Origin of the sequence: Ruminococcus bicirculans (ex Wegman et al. 2014), from assembly GCF_000723465.1 — a bacterium.
In the GTDB taxonomy this organism is placed as follows: domain Bacteria; phylum Bacillota; class Clostridia; order Oscillospirales; family Ruminococcaceae; genus Hominimerdicola; species Hominimerdicola aceti.
The window spans coordinates 346,528-370,272 of record NZ_HF545616.1 but is presented as its reverse complement, the minus strand read 5'-3'; the positions used below and the strand labels follow the sequence as shown (position 1 = coordinate 370,272).

Here is a 23,745-nt window from a genome sequence, read left to right as displayed (position 1 = left end):
CCTCAAAAAAATAATAACAAGCGTCAGCACAAGATTCAAATGCTTTGGAGCCGAATTTTATTTAATGGAATTAAATCCGATTCGGTGAAAAAGCTTTTGACAAAGCTACTATTCCCTGAAACTTCCACAGCGACTCGCTGTAGTTATGCGTTTTGCAATATCGCTGCTGACGCTTGTCATATTTTATCAAACCATGTTATGTACTCATTATATAAACACCTTGTTTATTTTATGAGATAATTATATCACGCGAAATGCACAACAATTGGTGCATCTCGCAGAGTACAACGAAAAAAATGGCTGTATATAAACACTCTGATATCATTTTACCAATTTATGCACGACACGTCAATGGGTTATCCTGACATTTTACGCCAAGCGCCAATATTTTATATGAATACACAAAAAACCACACGAAGATAGGAAAAAAAGCCGAGCCTTGCTTTTATCACCTCTCAATTCCCCCACCTCTCGAGCTTTTTCCTTTTTATCACTATCCCCACCGGGCTATCCGTTTTTTCGTCAAAATATTCCTCGCAGACCCACCAATGATACTCTTGCCTTGGCAGGGTCGCCCACGTCATATAGCAAAAGCTCCACTGGCGAAGCAATTCCTTCTTCTTGCCGTTTTTCAGACTTTCAGGTAAATAGTCCTCCATAAGCTTCACTATCGTATCATAGCTTATAAATCTCATCTTGTTCTTTCTTTTTATTATGGACAGCCTGTAGGCAAGATAAAAATGCAAAACAACTTTCCATATGCTGCATTTGTATTCTGGGTCAAGTATTGACTCTTTTTTCATTCTCCTGATGATCTTAATACGTTCATCGGGATCATTCAAAAGGTCGCACAGTGCTGAGATATTAGAACAATCGAAACCGTCCTGCCCACTGTCCAACTTGAAATATCTCCGCCCGTCTAGTTTGTATAAAGGCACTCGTGCTATCTGCCCTTCCTGCGCCTCCACTGCATATGTCCACAGCCTCGGGCAGGACTTTATCTCATAGACCTCTCTGCCGCTGGAATCCTCGCCACTTTGCACGTTGATAAAACGTTCCCAAATGCCGTCACTTACTTTCTGCGGAGCATTTTCAGTGCTGGCTATAAAGATCCTCAGCCTTTGGAGCTTTTCCACGCTTTCTCTTAGCTTGTCTTTAAGTGCATTTCGTGAAAATCTAATGTCCTCGTTTCCGCTGAGAAGTTCCCATATGGTGTTGAGATAAAACTCCTTTCTGTTATTATTCCATATAGTGCAAACAGCGTCAAAAACACACATATCAAAGTATGTCAGCGGTGCTTTTTCATAAGCCGTGCAGTCTTGATACCATAAGGTACAACAGATATCATTTCTGCGCTGACCTTTCACAAAAGCTACTCTGTAGTTATAGTCCTCTTGATCGTTTCTTTTGCCTGACAGCCCGTCATAAAGCCCTTGTATCTCTTTCTCTCCCAAAAGCCTGTTTATTTTCTTGTCTATATATAACCAACGATCCTTATTTTTCTTTATGACTATCATTTTTTCTCAGCAAGCAAAAGTCCAAACAAATGGACAGATAGTATGATATAATATAGGCATAACAACAAAAAGTGAGGTAAAATCGTTATGCCTAAAAGAAACACACTCAAAAGCAAGCTCAGCATCATAGTTTTTTAGATGAAATTGAACTCAAAAGACAAATGCCTTGAGTTTCTATTTGAATTGCGTTTTCCATAAGGTTTGGTTTGTCTGGAATGTGACTGTACAGAGTATTATCATATCAAAAAGCGTGGTCGGGTAACTACCAAAATGAAGATCATGGTGGCTGTACAGTGGGCAAAATGCTCGCCACTGTGAGGGATACTATTCCAAGCAACTGCGCATACATGATATTCGAGGAGCTGATATTAGCACCGTTCAGCATTGCCCGTATGCGTGAAAATTTCAAAAGGCGCAGAAGACGTCAACAAAACACCAAGAAAGAAGTGGAATAAAAATGCCACAAACAGAAGATATAGAATACATCAAGAAATATGAGGCGTATGATTGTATCAACGACTCCGAGGACGATGATTTTGACCCACTGGACGAGCTTTACGAGCCTGATCCTGTGGAGATTCAAAACACGAGCCAAAATCCATTTACAGCAAAGGTATTTGACCCCGAAACAATGTTTTTCGACCTTGCCGAAGCAAGAAAGACAGAAACAAAATTCAGAGAGAACATACTCTCTATGATGATGTCTGTTCTCATAAGCTCGGACAAGCCCAACGCACTGCTCTGCGGTCCTGCAGGCTGTGGAAAAACCAAAATAGTGGAGGAGCTTGCCTACAGGCTCAAAAACAGCGAGAACATCGTACCACAGCTCAAAGGCTATAGGATATATGCCCTCCAGCTCTCTGATATCGTGGCAGATTCAGGTCTTATGGGCGACCTTGAAAACAAGGTCAAAATGCTCATAAACTATATGAGCGACCAGGACGAGAAGCGAATTTTGTTTATCGACGAAATACATATGCTTTTTCAGGAAAAGGCATATCGGATCGTCGCTCAGATCTTGAAGCCTGCTCTGAGCCGTGGGAAAATAAAGCTCATAGGAGCGACAACGACCCAGGAAGCAAATCTCATCGACAGCGACCCTGCCTTTTGCAGGCGTATGACAAAGATAATAGTTGACGAAGCAGACCATGAGCAGACAGTGGAGATCCTTCTCAGCATGAACCAGCATTTTGCCAAACACTATAACATCTCATTCGCTTTGAGCAGAAGCAAGGCAGAGCACATTGTTGATATCGCAGACGAATTTTGCTACTCAGGCTCACACCGCCCTGACAATGCCATAACGCTACTTGACCGCTCCATAGCTTCCGCCGTGGTGAAGAACGCTTCTGACAAGAAGATGAAAATTACTCTCACCGACCGCCATATAAAAGAAACGGCTTTCCACATGACATCAGGTCACAGCACGCCCCACGCCTTTAACGAGAGAGCCTTTCGCCGTGACCTCTCAGCCGTCTGCGGTCAGGAAGCTATCATAGACGATCTTGTCAATGTGCTTAAGCTCCACTCTCTCCACATCAGGCCGACCAAAAAGCCTTTTACAATGCTTTTTATCGGACCAAGCGGGGTGGGCAAAACAGAGGTCGCAAAGATAATAGCCAAAAACTGTGCAGGCGAGAAACCTATCACACTGAATATGTCGGAATTCTATTATGACGCAGGCATAAACCGCATTATAGGCTCGCCTGCAGGCTATCTTGGAAGCGACAGCAATGTTGAACTGCCCTTTGATAAGCTCAAATCCCTATCAGGTGATACTCCTTGACGAGTTTGAAAAGTGCGACAGATCCGTGCAAAGACTATTCATGTCTGTCTTTGACGAGGGCATTCTCACCACAAGTCAAGGAAGTGTTATAGACTTCTCGAAGTCCATAATAATAGCCACCACCAATGCAAGCTGTACCGCAAAGAGCAGAAGCATTGGCTTCAACTCAGACAGCACATCAGACACACAGCTCATAAGCGACCTTTCCGACTATTTTGACGTTGAGCTTATCAACCGCTTCTCACAGAAATACACTTTCAGCGAGATATCAAGGTCGGTGTACAGAAAGATAGTGGAAAATAGACTTGTGAGCGAGATAAAAGTCATCAAAAGGCTTCGCCCTGAGCTGAATATGGACTCCCTGTTCAGTGCAGACGAGCTTGCAAAGGCAGTAGATAAGATAACAGCCGACACCTACAACATCAAATCAGGTGCAAGACCTGCCACCACAGCAGTAAGCAAGTTCATCGACAGCAAACTTCTTTCAAACTTCTCACGCATGGCAAAAACATACAGACCAAACCAAAACTAACGCTCCGCCACAAAATACTAATGACCGCACCTTTCACGGGTGCGGTCATTTTTTTACTTCTGACAATTTTACTCTTATTAAACAGATATAAAGAAAAGAAAGATAAAAAAAGCTCGAATTATGTTATTAGGATACGTCACACCCACAAAATATCACGCTAAACAGCCGATATCAAAATGTGATTTTTGCATTTGATGTGCGGGAATTGGATTTTTTCTATATGATCTTACCGTCAGACACTTCGATAACACGACTGCATTGTTCTGCGACTTTTGGATCGTGAGTAACGATAACGACTGTTTTTCCCTCTTTGTTAAGGCGTTTGAAAAGCTCCATTATCTCGGCCGAGGTCTTTGTGTCCAGCGCTCCTGTAGGCTCGTCCGCAAGTATCATGGCAGGCTCGTTGACAATTGCTCTGGCTATAGCAACACGCTGCTTCTGTCCTCCCGAAAGCTTGTTGCAAGGCTTCTTAGAAAGATCCCCCATACCAACAGCTTTTAATGCTTCAAGAGCTTTTTCTTTTTTATTCTTTATCTTTTTCTTTGCAAAATCCAATGGAATCAATACGTTTTCAAGGGCAGAAAAATCCTCAACAAGTGCAAAGTCCTGCATTACAATGCCTATCTTTTCATTCCTTATCTGTGCATACTGCCCCTCTGATAAATTTTTTACCAAAGTGCCGTCAATTGTGTACTCACCGCTCTGATAGCTGTCTATGCAGGCAAGGATATGCAAAAGTGTGGATTTTCCTGCGCCTGATTTTCCAATTATCGCTACCATTTCACCGTCTGATATCTCGCATGATACCCCATGCAAAGCCTCATATTCATTGGCTTTCTTTGGATTATATATCTTTATTATTTTATCAAGCTTTATCATTATAATGCCTCTCTTATTCATTTATCATCAAGATCTCATTTGGTGTATTTCGTCTCATTATAACGCCCGGTATCAAAAGTGAGATCAGAATGTTCAAGATAACGATACATACACAGCCAATCAAGTGCAGCCAACCAAAACTTATCACTGTATTTCCCATAAATTCGCTCATAGTAAGAACATTTGAAATACACACTGCAATGGCGGCTGCCATAACTGCGGTCATAAGATCACACACAAGATCTATCTTGATATATGCGTTCCACTTTGCTCCGCAGAGATAATAGATACCATAATCTCCAAGTCTCTTTTTTATGTTCACTGCCGAAGCCGAAACTGAGCTTACAATAACAAGAACTATCACGCATATAAGCATTGGAACAAGCTTGATAAGCTGACCATTAATATAGACAAGCGAATTTTCTCTGAAATCCTCAAAGTCAAAAACCCTGCCATAATCCCTCAGATATAATTCAAGCTCCTTAAAACGCTCATTGCTTACATTATCCTTTAACGTTACTATTTGATTGCCGCAAGGATATATTTTACAGTTTATATCTTTAAGACAGTCTGTCGGAACTATCAGCATCATGTTGCCATGCTTATTGACATTAGCATAAAGATCTCTGAAATCAGGCTTTTCTTTTATACTATCCTCAGTGCCTAAATATGCAGATGAAAATCCCAGCAACTGTGAGCCGTCAGCTATGACACCGACAATTTCCACCTTGTTCTTAACATACTCATACTTATAAGGATCAGCATAGTCAAAATCCTCATCATCAGGGGACATCTCCCCTACTTTCTCTTTGTGCATAATGGTAACTATGTCACCCGTTTTGTAGTTGCTGTTTTCAGTCACAACAGCAGGTATTAAATCTCCGTTAGCCGACGCATTAGGCAGCCATTTTCCCGAACTCATCTGCGGCGTAAATGACTTTATCATATCTTCAGATAAAGCATTAACGCTCATTCTATCGTCACCAAGTCCATTAGATAGATCTTTTGATGACGGAGAATAATACAAGCTTGTATCATATCCGCTTGTCACCGACTCCACATCATCAATATTTTTAAGCTCACTGTCAAGAGGAGCAGTATCATATATATTACATATATATAGTCCCTTGCCATCAGGAAAGTATTTCTTTACAGGAGTATACATCTCTATTCTTGAAAGAACAGAAGAAACAGCCGCCGTCATTATAATAAATGCAATGGCGAGCTGAACAGCGATAAAAATATTGCTGTAGATATTTCTTGCAAATTCTTTTAAACCATATTTTATCATATTATTTTCCCCTCTCTTTCATCATTTTCACAGGGGATCTTTTATTGGTAAACAATATCACAATGTTAAGGAACAAATAAATAGAAATAATATATATTCCAAATATGGTCATATATACCCTGAAATTATATGCGACCTTGATATACTCAAAAAACAAAGTAAGCTTAGGAAGCAGCGCATAATTGAATACCAATGCAAATATCACATATATCGTCACTGATATCATACCTATCTCGGCTATATACATCCGTCTTATTTTATTTGACGTGCAGCCACACAGCATGAATATAGCAGTCTGTTTAGCACGGGATCTTATTATGTATCTGAAAAGCATTGCAAGGTTTATTGCAGAAGCTATCGCAACGGCTACGGACATAAATATAACGGAATTGTAGAATTTTATTTCAGTCATATCGATCGTGTCTATCGGAGGAAAATTAACATTACACGTTAGAACTTCGCTGAAAGCTTTTTTCAGCTTAAAAAAGCTTTCTGTATCGAGAGCATTGTCATCAAGAAAACTTATGCTTGAAATAGTGCAGTTATCACCCAACGTTTTAAATGGCACCTGAAATTCCTCTTGTACAGTATTACCAAATATGCCTATGACCTTATAGCTTTTGCCAAGCAGTTCAACATTCTTGCCGATCATATCGTCTTTTGCACCGCTAGGCAGCACGACCAGATTTTCGTCTGAAGCATATTCTTCCTTAGTAAAATATCTGCCTTTGCGTATACTCATGTTGTCGACATACGATTCGTATAAACTATAATCATTCAGCTCCTCATCATATTGAATGCGCACCGCAGACATAAGATACGGTTGACCGTCGTCAAAACACTCATCAATTTTAAGCTCGTCTTGATCAAACATTAAACTAAAATACATACCCGGCATTGACGCTTTAGAATTATCATCAAGCTTGTCAAGCACCTCCCGAAGCTGAACAGGAGTTATAGAATCTGTTCCAAAATAAGACAAGATCCTGCCATCACTGTCTTCCTGAGTATCTATTATATCGCCAAATGAAAAAGTATAGTTAAATACATACTTCTTTTGCTTTTCAAAATCCTTGCTTGCTTTAAAATTCTGAAATGCACCATGTGAAAACAATATTATAAGCACATCAGTAACGGCGCAAACAATAAATAGAATAAAGATAAGCACATTCTTTACGGCAAAATTTTTCAGGTTAATAAAAACGTATTTCATTTAGTCCTCTTAATATTACTTATTTTGATTTATACGATAATAAACATCGTCTATAGTATACTGATTATCCTTATCGGTTTTAACTTTTACACGATGGATATAATAAACATATGAATTATTCTTGTTTCTTTTAATTCCAATACCTGTTCCGGCATTTTTTGTTGTTATCTCATTTGTCTGATTTGATATAACAGCATTATTTGCTGTATTTCTGCATTCAACCGATACCTTTATGTAACGTTGAAACTTACTTTCTGTTTTTCCCGCAGTAGTCATTGCAGTTGAAGAATCGCCCTTAATATTCCAGCTCACATAACTATTATTTCCAAGCTTTCCTGAATAAGCATATGACTGACCATATACCTCTTTGGTTGCTGACGTAGTTGCTAATGCAGTAGTAACAGCCATAGTGCTTACAATAGCCAATGCAACAATTCCCGTAACAATTTTCTTAATAATCATACTTATTTCCTTTCTCGTTTCGCAATAAATCACGAATTTTTAATTATACAACTAATAATTTTATGACCTGTGCTTAACTTAGAATATCTTCATGCCCACTTGAATTTCATCAAAAATTCAACACAGTACTATGAAGTTCTAAGTATTCTGACTTACTTCCACTGTAGGTATACACCTGTAATTCCGTACGATATTTATGACCTGAGATCGCACTAGAGTAGGAATCAGTTGCTGTCAAGTATTTCCCGTTGACCTCTTTTCTTAAAACGTGAACATTTCTCCATGAACCATTCACATTTTCCTGAAGATAAAGATAAACTGTTATCTTTGTAGCCGTTGATTTTCCTGTAACGGAACAATCATATGAAATTTTCTTAGAGCTGGAACGTGTGATGTTTGTGCTGATTTTGTTCGTATATAAATTCATTAATGCTATTTCATCATCAACTGTTGTTTCAGCAAAAACATTAAAACTAAAGCAGCAAGTCATCACACATATAAGAACAAGTGTAGAAATAAATTTTTTTAACATAAGATCACCTCCTTTCCCATAAAAACCTTCCACATAAATTAAAACATGAAAGCACGCTGTTTTTTGACAATAATTATCGAAAATATTTTTAATTTGTAGACTTAACTGAATTTGCCATACGAATTATGTCATCTTTGCACAAATTACCGTCTATTTCAAAAGCATAAGTTCCATCTGTCCATGCAATTATTGTATATTCACTGTCATATGAAATGAATGCTTTTTTGCCGTTAATATCTACCCATTCAGTCTTCATATTTTCGGTATCTACCTGATTAGACACTGTCAAAGAACTTTGCGAATAGTTTATGTATTTATCGCCTGATATATAATGTATTTCATGCCTTGTATCGGTAGTGACAACAGATTTGATTTCAAATTCGCTAGGTACGAATGTCGGTACATACTTAACAAAATTATAAATGCTAAAATCGTCCAAAGAATTATCTTTTATATGCGTTATTTCAGCGTTTCTATTATTATCCTGTACAAAAACTCCAACAAACCATTCACGCAGCGGCGGTACGGCGGCAACTGTCACAGAGCCGACTGCAAGCACCGTAGCTATTATCGCCGCAGCAAATCTTAGAGTGATCTTTATATGTCTGTGACCGCTTTTTCTGTTAGTTTTTATCAGCTCGCCAATTCTCTGCTCATATTTTTCCGAAAAATCATGTGGAATTTTCTCAACAGCCAAATAATCCTTATAGTCTTCATCAATTATGCCTGTTTTTATTGCCCGTCTTAACTTATCATTCAAAACGATCACCACCGATCAAATCTAAAATTTGTCTTTTGGCTTTGTTCAGATAATTAAATACCGTTCTCTTAGAAATGCCCATGATCTGTGCGATCTCATCAGCAGTCAGATCATAATAGACCTTATATGCTATCACAGACTTTAGTTTATCATCCAGCTTTCTTACCGCATCTATAAGCAGATCTAAGTCAATATCATCATAAAAATCCTCACTCGGCTCATCTTCCACCTTAAGATCAAATATAGACGATGTTGGATTTTGATTTTCCTTATTGTAGATCGCATAACAGGCGTTTCTAATAGTTCTAATAAGATATGCGTCCATATCGTGCAAAGAATAATTGTGAATTTTTTTAAAACATTTTGCGATGCTGAAAAAAGCATTTGCACAAGCCTCTTCTGCCAGCGCAGAATTATTCAAGATCTTGTATGCAAAAGCATAGGCTATCTGACGATTTCTGTAATAAAAATCTTCAAAAGACGTCTGATCCTTATCGTTGTCTATCAAGGTCATACATACAGCTAACATTTGATTCCCCCTGAGTTACTTATGTTACTAAGTATAACACATATTGACATACTTTTCAAGATACAAACAAATAAACTTATAACCCGAAATTATAATACATTTTGCAATTTATACTTGTATAAAACTAACATGATTGAGCCATTCAATTTAGTTAAAGCTACAAAAATTCAAATATAAATCAACAATATGATGCACGAAACGACTACTTTCGCTATTATTTATAGTGTAAGACTAAAATAAATTGGTATTAGCAAACATATTAATATCCGCTTTTTTCTTTGTAACGTATGGTTCACTCTTGCTTTTCAACCATAAGATCTATGGCATTTATCAATTCAAAAAAATTGAGAATAACAAATTAGTTTTGGTCAAAGAAATAAGGAAGTCATACTATGATTCAATAATCGATCAAAAAAAGGTCTTTTCAGAAATTGAAGAAAACTCCAAATGCAAAATTATTCAATAAGATAGGCATTACCTTGAATCTAATAGCCAAACCCGAAAAAGCCAACCGCACCCAAATGGATGCGATCGGCTTTTTTATCTTATTCTATTTTTCTACCCCAGCTTCAAAACATTCAGCAAGAATATCCAGCTAGTTCCATAGTAAGCCACAACTGCCACCAGATCGTTCAGCGTGGTTATCATAGGGCCTGACGCAACGGCAGGGTCTATCTTTATTTTCTTGAAGAAAAGCGGTGTGAGCGTTCCCACTGCACTGGATACTATTATGGCAAGTATAAGTGAAATGCCTATACAGCCCGACATTGCAAAAGAGTATACCAGCCCCTTGCCCTTGAAGAAGAAAATATACAGCCCCACTGCTATGAACGACAGCACGCCTATAAGAGTGCCGTTTAGAAGTCCAACTCGCATTTCTTTTGACACAAGGCGAAACTTCTGCTTTGCAGTAAGGCCTCCGTCTGTAAGCACACGGATAGTCACTGCAAGGGATTGTGTACCAACATTTCCTGCCATGTCAAGTATCAGCGATTGAAACGCCACAATAAGAGTGAGCTGTGCAACAACTTTCTCAAATGCTCCCACCACTGTTGACACCACCATGCCAAGTCCCAACAGCACAAGGAGCCATGGCAATCTCTTTTTCACACTCTGCAACACAGGCTCGTTAAGATCCTCCTCTGCAGAAAGACCACCAAGCTTTGCATAATCCTCGCCCATTTCATCATCCGACGCCTCGATGATATTTTGCGCCGTGATAACTCCCAGCAGTCTGTTTGAATCGTCAAGCACCGGTATAATATACTCTGAATAATCCTTCAGTTTTTCGATACAATTGGCAGTCTGCTCGTTGGCGTAAACATATGGGAAAGAAGTTGCCGTTATGCTCTCAAGTTCCACCTCGCTGTCAGCCGTGATAAGATCCTTCAGATCTATAGCTCCGCTGAAAACCTTATTTTCGTCCACCACGAACAGCGTTGAGATGTTGTCATTTTTTCTCGCCTGACTAACAAGAGCGTTCATTGCCTGCTTTACAGTCATGTCTTCGTCAATGATAATGCAGTTCGTAGTCATTCTGCTTCCTATCTCTTCCTCATCAAATGAAGCGATAAGCTTGAGTTCACTGCGTACATCAGGTGCAACAGCGTCTATAATAAGGCTTCTCCTGTCCTTATCTGTTTCAGACAGAATATTCACCGCTGTATCAGTGTCAAGCTCCGATATAAGCTCCGAAGCCTTGTGGATATCCATTTCCCTGAGATACTCCCCTGCCTGCTTTTCGTCAAGATATTCAAATATCTCTGCCAGCATTTCAAGACTGCACACACGATAGAATTTCCTTCTGTTGAGAACAGAAAACGTACTTATTACCTCTGCGATATCACTGCCATGATAATCGTCAAGCTTGTTCATCATTGCTTTCGGGGAATCATTGCTGTTGATGACAGCGGTTATCTCGTCGCAGTGAATGTTCTTTACTGCGTCCTCGTTTAAAATTACATTTTTGTTCAGTTCATTTTTCTTCATTTGCTTGTCCTCCGTTTCATTTTTTATGACGTGAGGGACAAACAGGCATAAAAATGCCCGTGCATGACAGGTCACACACGGGCAGATATATCAGATCACAACGAATAAAACGGCAACGCAAAGCGAAGCCCGTCGGCTGTGTTCACATATATACATAATCGCCCGTTAGACCCGCAACTGTCGCAGTTTGCCACTTTATTCACCTCCGTATTATCTTAGTCCTTTGATATTATACCATTTTAGCAAAGATCTATCAACACCCAAAATCTTATTTTAATATTAAAAAGCTGTTAAAGCAATGGTGCAAATATCCTTAGCACGCCGTCAATGAGCCGACCAAAGAAACCACGCTTTGTGTCCTCAAGCGTGCGCTGTCTGCACTTGCTCTGAGTGTCCAGAATGTCCGCCTTGAAAGTCTTTATTATAGACGAATCATAGAATATAGAACTGCACTCAAAATGCAGGAAAAGACTTCTATAGTCAAGATTTACCGAACCAAGCACCGCAAGCTTGTCATCGCATATACAGCCCTTTGCGTGAACAAACCCAGGGGTGTATTCATATATCTTCACTCCTGCCTCGATAAGCTGACGATAATAGCTTCTCGAAAGCCTGAAAACCACCTTTTTGTCAGCGATACCGGGCATTATGATGCGCACGTCGACCCCACGTTTAGCCGCCCTTATAAAAGCGTCAAAAAGGCTGTCACCAAGCATAAGATACGGTGTGTAGAACCACACATAATCGCTTGCGGCATAGAGCATCTCAGAAAAAAACGTGTTGCTCACATTTTCGTCCACCATAGGGGAATCATAATAAGGCAAAACATAGCCGTCGCCACCCTTGCCCTCTTTTTCAAAGCTCTCCCCCACAAGGTCATGAGGTATCATGTCATTTGAAAAAGCGTTCCAGAACTCCATAAACATATAGGTGTAGCTTTTTACGCCCTCGCCTGTTATCTTAAAGCCGATATCTTTCCAGTGACCATATTTCGAGCCTATGTTTATATACTCGTCCGAAAGATTTATTCCGCCGCTGTATGCAACTCTGCCGTCTATTACCATTATTTTTCTGTGGTCACGGTTGTTGAGCTGTGATTTTATAAAAAGGAACGGATTGAAAGGCACACATTTTATACCTTTCTCACCAAGCTTCAAAGCGTCTGCAAGAGAATATGTTGCTATACTTCCAAGGTCGTCATACATTATCCTGACGTCAACGCCCTGAGCCGCCTTTTTCGCCATGATATCCACCACAGTGTTAAGAAACTTGCCGTTTTGCAAAATAAAATACTCCGCAAAAATATATTTCTCAGCCTTTTCAAGCTCCTTGCACATATCAGCGAACATTTCCTCGCCCACGGAAAAATACTCTGCGCTATCAAGCTTCACCATAGGAAAACCCGTTGCATCGCTTATTCTTTTCACCGATTGAGCAAGCCTTTTGTCCTCACGTTCAAGCTCCCCTATGCACTTTTCCCCGTCAGGAAGCTCATAGTCCATGTGAAGCCTTGCCTTTGTGATATTCTTTTCAAGCTTTTTCGCAGTATTGTTATTGCCGAAAATTATATACATAACTGCACCAAGCACAGGAAAAGTAAGTATCACAATAAGCCAAAGGGTCTTGTAGCTGCTCTCCTCACGCTTTGTGTTGATATAAAGCACAAACAGAAATGACAGCACAGTAAGCACGATGCTGAGAAGCCCTGCCGCCTTGCTGAGCCATTTAAGTATAAGAAGATACCACAAAAACTGCATCGCCACAGGAACTATCACCGCCACCACTCTGCCTGCTATTTTCTTTACATTGTTCCACGTCAACTCCGTTTCGCTCCTTTCATTTATCATCTTAGGGTAACACAACACTATCATTATGCGATGTTACCACTATTATAACAATTTTTTTAACATAAGTCAACGCCATTGATTTTAACTGCAAAAAGTGTTATATTAAATATAACGAGTCCTGCGGATAGCTTTGTCAGCGGGCGGGCAAACTGTTCGCCCCTACGATAATAATATAATTGGAGGTAACAAAATGTGTACTGCGGCAACTTATAAAACGAACGATTTTTATTTTGGAAGAACCCTTGACTATGAAAGCTCCTACGGCGAGGAAATAGTCATAATGCCAAGAAACTTTCCCCTTAACTTTGTTAATATGGGCAGGATAGCTACCCATTATGCGGTAATAGGCACAGCTCATGTTGCTCAGGATTATCCTCTTTTCTATGACGCCGCAAACGAAAAAGGTCTTGCCATGGCAGGTCTTAACTTTGTTGGCAATGCCTTTTACCGTGATGATATCGGCGGCAGGGACAACGTTGCGCAGTTTGAGTTTATCCCATGGATACTCTGTCAGTGTGCAAACGTGACAGAAGCAAGGACGCTTATAGAAAAGATAAACATAACCAAAACTCAGTTCAGCCCGCAAATGCCGTCAGGTCAGCTCCATTGGATAATAGCAGACAAGAACGACTGCATAGTGGTCGAGTCTGTAAAAGAGGGCATAAACGTCTATGACGACCCAGTGGGAGTGCTCACGAACAATCCTCCATTCGATATGCAGATGTTCAGGCTCAACGATTTCCGTGGACTTTCTCCAAAACAGCCTGAAAACACTTTTTCAGACAAGCTTGACCTTACTTCCTACAGCCGTGGCATGGGTGCAATGGGTCTGCCAGGTGACTTATCCTCACAGTCAAGATTTGTAAGAGCCGCATTTGTGAAAATGAACTCACGCTCAGGTGCAGACGAGCAGGACAGCGTAAGTCAATTTTTCCACATCTTAAACTCAGTTGACCAGCAAAGAGGCTGCTGCCAGGTGGCAGAGGGCAAGTATGAGATAACCATTTATACAAGCTGCTGCAATACTGACAAGGGCATATACTATTACACCACCTACAACGGACATCAGATATCCGCTGTTGATATGCACAAAGAAGACCTTGATTCCGCCAAGCTTATTGCCTACCCTATGATAACCAACGAGATAATAAACTTTCAGAACTAGCAAACGCTCCGTACAAAATCTGTACGGAGCGTTTTTATTACTCAAATCTGAAATATTCAAAGTCAAAGTTGCTTCCCGGCAGGAACGCAAATGAAACCTTCTGTTTGCCGCTGATACCTGAGATATCGAAGCTCTTCTGGGCATAATTTTCGCTGTCATCTGTCCTGAACTCGCAGAGTATTCGGTTTTCGCCCTCGCTGCCATTCAGGATAAGATGTATGCTGTTGAGGGCAAGCGGTGACTTTCCACTTATAACGAGCCTGCTCGGCTGTTTTTCAGAGAAATCGAACTCACCGAAATCAAGCATAACATTGTTGCCTATCTCGGTCACACACTTTTCGCCCTTTGTGAACTTGTCACCATAAATGTTGTCAGCATCAGCCGCATTATTCACCGCAAACTCACGGCTCACCTTTTCAAAGTTGAAACCGCCCACTTGGAAACCATCCTCAGTAAGGATACAAAGGGTCTCAATACCCTTGAGCTTTCTTGAAAGCTTGAAAGTTTCAGGCTTGAAGATCATCCACTCAGGCTCTTTGTGATAACAAAACGTGCCAAGAAGCTTTCCGCTCTCCTCAGGTATTCCGTCATAGAAGCTTATTTTAACAGGGTCAAGGGTGTTCGCCCATATCTGCACCGTAACAGTGTCAGAGCCTGCACTGCCGAAGTCCAGATTATCATATGCCGCCCATGATGTTACCTTGCCCATGGCAAAGCCTACACCCTTCTTCATGCCGCTTGAAATGTTGTCGCTTGCCCTTGTGAAAAGTCCGCCGATAACGAACTGATATGGGTCGGTAAGTGCGTTTCCAAGACCCTGTGCAGTGAATTTGAGCATAGAAATGATGTGATAACGCTCAGTGCCATTTTTGCACATTGCACGAAGCCAGAAGCTTCCGTCACCCTTTGCTTTCACCTTAATGCTGTCTGCTGTTACCTCGCACTCTGCAAGATTAGATGTTATGCCCTTTTCATTTGTTACCCTGAACTCTATATCCTCAGCATAGTCCGAATTGGCAGGGAGCGCCTTATATTTCACTGTTATCTCAGGGTTATCCTTGTCAAGAGTAAGAGTATCAGTATAAAGTTCTATCTTTCTCACCGGTATCTCGTCTGTCCTGCCGCACTCGGTAGGAGCAAAGCCCACATTCTCCAGCGATGATGTGCCGCTGTCATATTCCGCCTTAACAGCCTCAAGGGTAACAACACAGTCAGGCAGACCCTTTGATGTGAGCGTTACCTTTATCTCCCCCGTCTTATCAGCCACACCAATAACAGCAAGCATTTTTCCTGAGAAAAGTCTGCGTGATGTGCCTTTATACTGGTCATAGTCTGTGCTGTCGCCGTTGTCAAGACATAAGCCTTGCCGCACCCTCAACGCTGACGTTCACACGATTGTTGGCATTTGCGCAGAAAGTACCGTCCTTGTCAAATGCGGATATTTCAATATAAACAAGGTCAGAGCCGTCTGCAAGTATCTCTGTCTTGTCAGGGACAGCTTCTATCCTAACAGCGTCCCCGAATGAACGCTGTATATCCTCTGCGATGATTTTTCCATTCTCGTCATATGCAACAGCTTTAAGCTCGCCCTTTTCATATGGTATGACATAGTTCGCTGTCAGCTCCTTGCCATGCTTGTGGTCGATATCATATGCACCCATTGAAACGCCGTCCTTGAAAAGCTCAACTCTCGGAGCGTTTGAGCAAACTCTCACATCACAAGGCAGACCGTCGCTGAAATCCCAGTATGGGAAAATATGCACGAACGGGTCGTCCTTATAGTCTGTCCACTCTGCACGGAAAACATATGCGCTGTCTTTTGCAAAGCCTGCTGTGTCGAACTGACCAAAGTATGAGTTTTTCGTGCTGTATGGAGTAGGCTCGCCTATGTAGTCAAAGCCTGTCCAAATGAACTGACCTGCACAGTATTCAGCGTCACGGTCAGGGATAATGCAAGCCTCGGTATTCTTTGCACCCCAGCCTGTGCAGCTATTGCCCAAAGATGAACACTGCTCGTCATCGTCAGTTAGCAAGGTTTCAGACAGCGGGAAATGATAAATTCCACGGCTCTGCACCACCGACGCCGTTTCGCTTCCGTATATCATCCAGTCAGGGTGAGCGGCGTGGTGTTCCTCATAAAGTCTTTCACCGTAGTTATAGCCTGCAAGCTTGAGAATATCAGCGCATTTCTGACCGTTCTCCCACTGCATATAGTTAGAGCCGAATGTGACATAGCCGTTGCCCTCAGGGTCATGGAGCCTAACGAGCCTTTTGAGCCAAGCCGTTACCTCCTGACCTCTCTCGTCAGCGTGAGTGTCAAAAATCTCATTTCCCACACTCCAGCCTATGATAGAAGGGCGGTTTCTGTCACGGCGCACCCATGAAGCAACGTCCTTTTCTACCCACTCATCAAAAAATCTAGCATAGTCATAGTCGGTCTTTGACCTCTCCCACATATCAAAGCCCTCAGAGAGAATGAGCATACCTGTTTCGTCAGCGATGTCCATAAACTCCTCCGCAGGCATATTGTGAGAAGTCCTGATAGCGTTGATGCCCATTTTGCGTAGCTTTTTAAATCTTCTCCTTATAGCCGCAGGATTGGAAACTGCCCCAAGACAGCCGTTGTCATGGTGTTCGCATGAGCCGTGGAGCTTAACGTGTCTGCCATTGAGATAAAAACCGCTGTCGCACTTGAATTTGATAGTCCTGAAGCCGAATTTCTGACTTACACGCTGTACACAGCCGCCGTCCACAAGAATTTCCGACACCATAGTGTAAAGCACAGGCGAGGTGATATCCCAAAGCTCAGGGTCTTTCACTGTCATGGTCTGAGCGGTGAGAGAATAGCTCACGCCTTTCACACGCACCGCCTCAGGTATGCAGGAAATATCCGCCCCACAAGCGTCAGACTCATAGCTTGCCACCTCTTTGCCGTCCTTGTCAAAAATGGTGTTCCTGATGCGGATTCCACCAAGAGGCGTACCCTCAGGACGAAGCATCTCAGCCTGCACAGTCACCTGCCAGCCGTCCTCCTGCTTTGACGTGGTGATATAAATGCCGTCATTGCCGAAGCGTATCTCAGGGCTTTCGCAAAGCCAAACCTTTCTGAAAATGCCCGCTCCTGAATACCATCTGGAGTTTGGCGAATGGTGATCCACACGGACAGTAATAATGTTCTCTCCATCCTTGACAAGGTCGGTGATATCGAACATAAATGCAGAGTAGCCGTATTTTCACTCCCCTGCCAAAGCACCGTTCACATACACCTTGCTGTCCATGTAAACTCCGTCAAAGCGGATAAAAGTGCGTATGCCCTCTTTCTTTTGGTAAGAGAAATTCTTTTTGTACCAGCCTGTAGAAGTTTCATATAGGTCATTTGTATTATAAATAAGCCAATCGTGAGGAATGTCCACAGGCTTGAAAGCAAAGTCCTCTGAGTAGTCAGAGCCGAAAGCCGCCTTGTAAAATTCCCAATCGTTGCAAAAAAGCTTTCTGTCTGAGTATGTTTCACAGATATCCATAAAAACTCCTTTATATTTTACTTATCTGAATATGAAAATGTGCGTTTATCAAAGGCTTTTCAAGCTGATATTTCTCCGCAAGCCTTGGTCCGCAGGAGTTAGAACCTACCCCTGCCATTGCATAGTCAACGCAGATAACATTGCTCTCGCACCTTTCAAGCTCATAGTTATGTGCCTTTGCCGCAAGCTCCTCCTGCGTGAACTGCGACGCATTGAATGAAAACTCCTCTCCCGCAGTGAACATCACACTTGTGTCCTCACTGCTCACAGTGAGATATCGACAGCCATAGTGTGATGAATTTTCCTGCGGTCTGATATAGTCCTCGTGCATATCCCCAATATCAGCCGCAAATCTGCCCATATAGCAAGCCTGACGCTTGTCAATGTAGCTTTCTGTAGGACCATATCCGAAATATTCCGCCCTTGAATAATCTTTTGGCATGAAAAGCCTTATACCGAACCTTGGAATCATATCTATCTTATTTGAAAACTCCGCTTCGCATTTTATGTCAAGCCCACTGCCGTCAATAACATAAACAGCTTTCAGCCTGCAAAACGGCTGTTGTATGGACCAGCCGAAAGACTGTGTGACGCTTATCTCCGCTCTGTTCTCGCCCGCTGAAAGCTCACAGCCGTAGCTTTTCACATCAAAGTCATTAAGATGCACCTTGTACCAATTGCACTTCATGACATCATTATCCGTAGGCGCGCGGAAGAAGTTATACTGCAAAGGTCTGTCAAGAAGCTCTCTGCCGCCGAATTTCACAGATACAAAAGCTGACTTACGCTTGTCAAAGCGGTAAACAACATCTCCCACTGTCACAGTGATATCAAGAGGCGTTTCCACAGCCTCAACATTTTCTTTCACCTCAGCGACCTTACAAGCCTTGCCCTCTGCTATCCTAAGCTGATCAAAGCACACCTCATAGCCATTTTCACAATAGTCAGTGTCCTCCTTTGCAGTGAAAATAAACCTTATGAATGTTTCATTTTCATACTCCGCTGTATCATTGGGAACATTCACCACAGTGCTTCCCATAGGCTCGATGTCAAAATCCACTCTGCCGATATGTATAATACCGTTTTTGTCCGTTATCTCATAGCGACAATCGAGAATATCCCCAGCGTTCACAAACTCCAGCGTGCTTGAAAAAACAAAGTTTCCCTCGCTTTTCCCTTTTGTTACTCGCACAGGTCTGTATACCTGCTTTACCTCAAGCAGTCCCGTGTGTGGCGTTCTGTCAGGATAAACAAGACCATCCATGCAGAAATTTCCGTCATTGTGTCTTTCCCCAAAATCTCCGCCGTAGCCGTATTTTATCTTACCCTCAGCCGTCTTACCAAGCGGTACAGAATGGTCGCACCACTCCCACACAAAGCCACCGCAGAAACGCTCATTGGAATAGAACACATTGTGATAATCCTCCAGATCTCCCGGACCATTTCCCATGGCATGGCAGTATTCACACTGCACAAGAGGTCTGTTTTCCTCAGGCTTTTCAAGATAGCCTTTCATTCCGTTTAGATCCCAGTACATACCCGAAACTACGTCAAGCACGCTGTCGGAAGTTCCGTCAAGGCAGTGTGTGCTTTCATAATGCACAAGCCTTGTATCATCAAGCCTCTTTATAAGCTCAGCTTCATCAAGCATATTTTTGCCATATCCGCTCTCATTGCCCAATGACCAGAACACCACGCAAGGGCGGTTTATGTCACGCTTTACAAGACATTCCGCACGATCTTTTATGGCATTGCCAAACCTCTCGTCAGAGGCAAGCATCGCAATGCCGTTGTAATCTGAATAGTCCCACTTGTAGTCATAATAGACCTCCACACAGCCATGTGACTCCAGATCCGCTTCATCAATAACATAAAGCCCCAGCCTGTCGCAAAGCTGATAAAACATAGGGGAGTTAGGATAATGTGACGTTCTCACAGCGTTTATGTTGTGCTTTTTCATAAGCACAAGGTCAGCTCTCATCTGCTCATAAGAAGCATAATATCCCGTGTCAGGATAGCTGTCATGACGATTTACACCCTTGAACTTCACCGCCCTGCCGTTTATCTTAACAACGCCCTTATCCACCTTTACATCTCTGAAGCCAACCTCCTCGCCGATAACCTCGTCGCCTGCATTGATAGTAAGCCTGTAAAGATAAGGTGTTTCAGCACTCCAAAGCTTGACGTTCTCTAACTTTATCTCAACGCTCTCACCGTCATAAGCCGAAAACTGAGCCATTGTAACACCATCATCATCGCAAAGCTTTGCAAAAACATCACAGCCGAATACCGTAAACTCCAGCCTTGCAGAGCCATTTTCACCGAGAATAGTTTTCACAATATAATTTTCAAGACGCATTTTCGGTCTTGACAGCACATAAACATCTCTGAAAATTCCCGAAAGCCTTATCTTGTCCTGATCTTCAAGATAAGTTCCGTCGCACCATTTCAGCACAGCGGCAGTAATGATATTCCTGCCCTCAGCGAGATATGGTGTGATATTAAACTCAGCCGTAGCGTGAGAAACCTGTGAATATCCCACAAAGCTGTCGTTAACATACAAATAAACACAGCTATCCACGCCCTCGAACACAAGCACCCTGTCCATGCCGTCAGGGGAATAATCATATTCACGCTGATAAACTCCCACAGGTATATCGTCAGGCACAAAAGGCGGGTCAAATGGTATTGGATAGCACACGTTCGTATACTGCGGCTTGTCATAGCCGTAAAGCTGCCAGTTTGACGGCACCGGGATAGTGTTCTCAAACTTTTCGTGAATAAAATCGTCCTCTAGGTCTATTATGCTGTCATAATAACGAAAACCCCAGTTGCCGTTTAAAAGCTCCATTCGCTGAGAATTTTTACGGCCCTCAAAAGGATCCTGCCCCTTTGCAAACGGCACAAAATAGCAGTGCTTATCAAGCGTGCCAATGTGCAGCGCCTGAGTATCCTCATGATATATCATTTTCGATCTTGGCGAATTTTCCGCCGCAAGCTTTAAAATATCCATAGATGTTCTCCTTTACAAGTTTATAAATTACTGTAATTATTTTATCAGCTATTGACAGGCAAGTCAATGAATGATATTATTAATTTATAACAATATGAATATGGAGTTGATATTTTTGTTCTTTGCCGATTATCCTATCCTGGGAAACGAAAAGTCCCTGCCACTATATCTGCAAAATATGGGTCATCATCACTGTCAGGATCACCTTATAAGACCCGAGGGCTATCACTATGACCAGATACTCTACTGCACCAAAGGCAGCGGCACGCTTATCTTTGAGAACAAAGCCATTCCCATACCACATGATACCGCCATATTCATACCCGCTGAAACGCCCCACGAATACTATCCAGAAGAGGATATATGGGATATCCACTGGATAGTCCCCTGCGGATATGCCGCCAAGGATATCCTTACCCAGTTCGGCCTTACCGAGCTTAAAACCTTTCACCTCAGCGACACAAAAATGCTCGAGCATATTTTCCGCAAAATGCACAATGCTCTGCGAACCGACAGTATTTTCGGCAATTACAAAGCCTCTGGCTATTTGTATGATTTTCTTATGGAGTTTTACCGCCTTATCGCCTACAAAGACCCTGCCACATCAGTATCCTCCGCCCTTATGAAAGCACTGGACTATATAAACTACAACTATTTTTCACCTATCACAATGGACGAGCTTTGCAGTGTGTCAGGAGTAACTAAACAGCACCTTTGTCTGCTTTTTCGCAAAAAACTCAGTATGCGTCCAATGGAATACATCGCAAAACGTCGTATCCAAGAAGCCAAAGCCCTGCTCACCGGTACAGAAAAAAGCATCGAGCAGGTAGCCGAGGAAACAGGCTTTTGCTCAGAAAGCTATTTCTGCAAGCTTTTCAAAAGATACGAGGGCATGACCCCCTCCGCTTTCCGCCAGATCAAATAACAACAAACAAAAAAAGAGCCGCCCAAAGGCAGCTCAATTATGCAGAAAATTAGCCCTGCTCCTTCATCTTAGCGAAACACTCGCTGCAGTAAACAGGTCTGTCCTCTCTTGGCTTGAAAGGAATAACAGCCTCGCCGCCGCAAGAAGCACAAGTTGCTGTGTAAGTCTGTCTTTCAGACTTTGTAGCAGCTTTTCTTGCATCTCTGCAAGCTTTACATCTCTGTGGCTCATTTACGAAACCTTTCTCAGCATAGAACTCCTGCTCGCCTGCTGTGAAAACGAACTCGTTTCCGCACTCCTTACATACTAATGTCTTGTCTTCGTACATGGTTCTTACCTCATTACATAAAATTGTGCCTAGTCGGATTTGCACCGACACCTTTGAATAAACAACGCTCTGCTATTAAGCTATACGGCCATATTCCTATCTCAACAGTGATCTCAATTTCCGTCTGACTCTCTGCATTGCATTGTCTACCGCCTTTTCCGACGTGCCCAAGCCTAATGCTATCTGATTGTATGACATTTCTCTCAAAAACGATTGAAATACCTGCCATTCCTGCTCCGAAAGTGCAGAAGTGATCTTATCATAAAGCTCATTCAGCTCCTCACGCTCCACTACGACCTCCTCAGGTACAGTGCCACCGCCGCCAAGAATAGCCTCAAGGTCAGCTTCCTCGCCGCCTGAAAGAAGTGCATTTCTGTGAACAGACGAAATGATCTTATTTTTTATACATTTTGTAGCGTAAGTTGAAAACTTCGCATTTTTGTCTTCACGATAGGTCCTAACCGCACCCAGAAGCCCCATAAGCCCCTCTTGGACAAGATCTTCATGAACCTCGGCGCCATATTTTTTTGCCAGAAACTCCACCGTACAGATATATCTCGCAATAAGCTCACCGATAGCCGTTTTGTCACTCTGTGCATTTAGCACAAGCTGCTCATCTGAAAGCTTTTTCTGCTGATCCTGCCGATCGCCTCTCAAAAAATACCGCCCACCTAATCGTAGAAATTCCCGCAAAGCCCCATTCTGACGCCACTGCGTAATGTTATAATACCATTTTAGACCATAAAAGTCAAGAGAATTGACGAAATCCGCCGTCCCTGTGAAAATATTTGTAACATACCACAGTTTTAAGAATGTATTCTTGTGATTTTCAACAAACAAAAAGTCAGCCGTGTCGAAATACACGGCTGACCGCAATTTACGCAACTTTGATGTTATACACGGCAGTATTTTGCTCTGCCATCGCTGAAAATATCCCCTCCATGGCAATCGTCAGCCACAACAAGAGGAAAATCCTCAACGTAAAGTTTTTTCACAGATTCACAGCCCAGTTCCTCAAAAGCCACTACCTCACAAGACTTTATGCAGTTGCAGGCAAGTGCGCCCGCACCGCCTATAGCACAGAGATAGACCGCACCATTTCTTATCACGGCGTCCCTTACCTCTTGTGATCTCTCGCCCTTGCCGATCATTCCGCCCAATCCAAGATCAAGCAACCTCGGTGCAAACCTGTCCATTCTTCCTGAAGTGGTCGGTCCGCATGAACCGATAGGCTTTCCCTCAGGTGCAGGAGTAGGTCCGGCATAGTAGATAACAGCGTCTTTCAAAGGGATAGGAAGCTCCTTTCCCTCGTCAAGCAAAGCATTGAATCTTTTATGTGCAGCGTCCCTTGCAGTGTACACAACGCCCGAAAGCAATATCTTGTCACCGCATTTAAGCTCTCCGCTCACCGCTTTAAGCTCCTCGGAACGTACCTTTCTTATTTCCGACATGACAA

22 protein-coding genes are annotated in these 23,745 nt (G+C 42.3%); 5 read left to right on the top strand and 17 right to left on the bottom strand.

Annotation, left to right across the window (positions count from 1 at the left end):
• Nucleotides 1-455: 455 nt before the first annotated feature.
• On the bottom strand, nt 456-1,517 hold the full coding sequence (locus tag RBI_RS01655; RefSeq protein ID WP_038670567.1) for a hypothetical protein: 1,062 nt from the start codon (nt 1,515-1,517) through the stop codon (nt 456-458).
• Between the two features lie 293 nt (nt 1,518-1,810).
• Between RBI_RS01655 and RBI_RS14875 the strand changes: the two genes are divergently transcribed.
• Genes RBI_RS14875 through RBI_RS15355 form a run of 3 tightly spaced genes read left to right on the top strand, consistent with a single transcriptional unit; the run spans nt 1,811 to nt 3,835 of the window.
• Complete coding sequence (locus RBI_RS14875; protein WP_158455041.1) at nt 1,811-1,972, top strand: hypothetical protein; 162 nt, start codon at nt 1,811-1,813, stop codon at nt 1,970-1,972.
• A 2-nt stretch (nt 1,973-1,974) separates the two neighbouring features.
• The gene (locus RBI_RS15360) at nt 1,975-3,303 is read left to right on the top strand and encodes an AAA family ATPase (protein ID WP_038670565.1); all 1,329 of its coding nucleotides are present in this window, start codon (nt 1,975-1,977) and stop codon (nt 3,301-3,303) included.
• Nucleotides 3,251-3,835, top strand: coding sequence for an AAA family ATPase (locus RBI_RS15355; RefSeq protein ID WP_038670563.1), 585 nt, complete (start codon nt 3,251-3,253; stop codon nt 3,833-3,835). Before RBI_RS15360 ends, RBI_RS15355 begins: the two co-directional genes overlap by 53 nt.
• A 216-nt stretch (nt 3,836-4,051) precedes the next feature.
• Here the strand turns inward: RBI_RS15355 and RBI_RS01640 are convergent, their stop codons facing one another.
• The 9 genes from RBI_RS01640 to cls form a co-directional block, all read right to left on the bottom strand.
• Entirely contained in the window at nt 4,052-4,714 is a 663-nt protein-coding gene (locus tag RBI_RS01640; RefSeq protein ID WP_022288376.1) for an ABC transporter ATP-binding protein, read from the bottom strand.
• A gap of 13 nt (nt 4,715-4,727) precedes the next feature.
• Nucleotides 4,728-6,005, bottom strand: a complete 1,278-nt coding sequence (locus RBI_RS01635; protein WP_038670560.1) for a hypothetical protein — start codon at nt 6,003-6,005, stop codon at nt 4,728-4,730.
• Between the two features lies 1 nt (nt 6,006).
• Complete coding sequence (locus tag RBI_RS01630; protein WP_022288375.1) at nt 6,007-7,218, bottom strand: ABC transporter permease; 1,212 nt, start codon at nt 7,216-7,218, stop codon at nt 6,007-6,009.
• Between the two features lie 15 nt (nt 7,219-7,233).
• Complete coding sequence (locus tag RBI_RS01625; RefSeq protein WP_022288374.1) at nt 7,234-7,680, bottom strand: hypothetical protein; 447 nt, start codon at nt 7,678-7,680, stop codon at nt 7,234-7,236.
• 109 nt (nt 7,681-7,789) lie between these two features.
• Nucleotides 7,790-8,212, bottom strand: a complete 423-nt coding sequence (locus RBI_RS01620; RefSeq protein ID WP_022288373.1) for a hypothetical protein — start codon at nt 8,210-8,212, stop codon at nt 7,790-7,792.
• 88 nt (nt 8,213-8,300) lie between these two features.
• Nucleotides 8,301-8,972: a DUF4367 domain-containing protein gene (locus RBI_RS01615; RefSeq protein WP_038670559.1), complete on the bottom strand. Its 672-nt coding sequence runs from the start codon at nt 8,970-8,972 to the stop codon at nt 8,301-8,303.
• A complete protein-coding gene (locus RBI_RS01610) occupies nt 8,965-9,501 on the bottom strand; it encodes an RNA polymerase sigma factor (RefSeq protein WP_022288371.1) in 537 nt (178 codons plus the stop codon). The genes RBI_RS01615 and RBI_RS01610 overlap by 8 nt, the downstream gene beginning before the upstream one ends.
• A 558-nt stretch (nt 9,502-10,059) precedes the next feature.
• Complete coding sequence (gene mgtE / locus RBI_RS01600; RefSeq protein WP_051706269.1) at nt 10,060-11,490, bottom strand: magnesium transporter; 1,431 nt, start codon at nt 11,488-11,490, stop codon at nt 10,060-10,062.
• 290 nt (nt 11,491-11,780) lie between these two features.
• Nucleotides 11,781-13,310, bottom strand: a complete 1,530-nt coding sequence (cls, locus tag RBI_RS01595; protein ID WP_038670555.1) for a cardiolipin synthase — start codon at nt 13,308-13,310, stop codon at nt 11,781-11,783.
• 217 nt (nt 13,311-13,527) lie between these two features.
• Here cls and bsh point away from each other — a divergent pair, with 217 nt between their 5' ends.
• On the top strand, nt 13,528-14,502 hold the full coding sequence (gene bsh / locus RBI_RS01590; RefSeq protein ID WP_038670553.1) for a choloylglycine hydrolase: 975 nt from the start codon (nt 13,528-13,530) through the stop codon (nt 14,500-14,502).
• Between the two features lie 37 nt (nt 14,503-14,539).
• On the opposite strand, the gene RBI_RS15350 is transcribed toward bsh, so the two are convergent.
• From RBI_RS15350 to RBI_RS01580, 4 genes are read right to left on the bottom strand one after another with little or no spacing between them, the layout of a single operon-like run.
• Nucleotides 14,540-15,874 carry a hypothetical protein gene (locus RBI_RS15350; protein WP_272481046.1) on the bottom strand — a complete coding sequence of 445 codons (1,335 nt, stop codon included), beginning with the start codon at nt 15,872-15,874 and terminating at the stop codon, nt 14,540-14,542.
• Complete coding sequence (locus RBI_RS15345; protein ID WP_272481042.1) at nt 15,852-17,714, bottom strand: glycoside hydrolase family 2 TIM barrel-domain containing protein; 1,863 nt, start codon at nt 17,712-17,714, stop codon at nt 15,852-15,854. The genes RBI_RS15350 and RBI_RS15345 overlap by 23 nt, the downstream gene beginning before the upstream one ends.
• A gap of 21 nt (nt 17,715-17,735) precedes the next feature.
• A complete protein-coding gene (locus tag RBI_RS15155; protein ID WP_242843655.1) occupies nt 17,736-18,023 on the bottom strand; it encodes a sugar-binding domain-containing protein in 288 nt (95 codons plus the stop codon).
• Between the two features lie 10 nt (nt 18,024-18,033).
• Nucleotides 18,034-21,036 carry a glycoside hydrolase family 2 gene (locus RBI_RS01580; RefSeq protein ID WP_051706267.1) on the bottom strand — a complete coding sequence of 1,001 codons (3,003 nt, stop codon included), beginning with the start codon at nt 21,034-21,036 and terminating at the stop codon, nt 18,034-18,036.
• Nucleotides 21,037-21,106: 70 nt separating this feature from the next.
• Here RBI_RS01580 and RBI_RS01575 point away from each other — a divergent pair, with 70 nt between their 5' ends.
• On the top strand, nt 21,107-21,961 hold the full coding sequence (locus RBI_RS01575; RefSeq protein ID WP_242843654.1) for an AraC family transcriptional regulator: 855 nt from the start codon (nt 21,107-21,109) through the stop codon (nt 21,959-21,961).
• A gap of 49 nt (nt 21,962-22,010) precedes the next feature.
• On the opposite strand, the gene RBI_RS01570 is transcribed toward RBI_RS01575, so the two are convergent.
• From RBI_RS01570 to RBI_RS01560, 3 genes are all read right to left on the bottom strand, one after another.
• Nucleotides 22,011-22,289, bottom strand: a complete 279-nt coding sequence (locus RBI_RS01570; protein ID WP_022288363.1) for a zinc-ribbon domain containing protein — start codon at nt 22,287-22,289, stop codon at nt 22,011-22,013.
• 96 nt (nt 22,290-22,385) lie between these two features.
• Entirely contained in the window at nt 22,386-22,946 is a 561-nt protein-coding gene (locus RBI_RS01565) for a sigma-70 family RNA polymerase sigma factor (RefSeq protein ID WP_038670549.1), read from the bottom strand.
• A 236-nt stretch (nt 22,947-23,182) separates the two neighbouring features.
• Nucleotides 23,183-23,740 carry a FumA C-terminus/TtdB family hydratase beta subunit gene (locus tag RBI_RS01560; protein ID WP_022288361.1) on the bottom strand — a complete coding sequence of 186 codons (558 nt, stop codon included), beginning with the start codon at nt 23,738-23,740 and terminating at the stop codon, nt 23,183-23,185.
• Between the last annotated feature and the right edge of the window lie 5 nt (nt 23,741-23,745).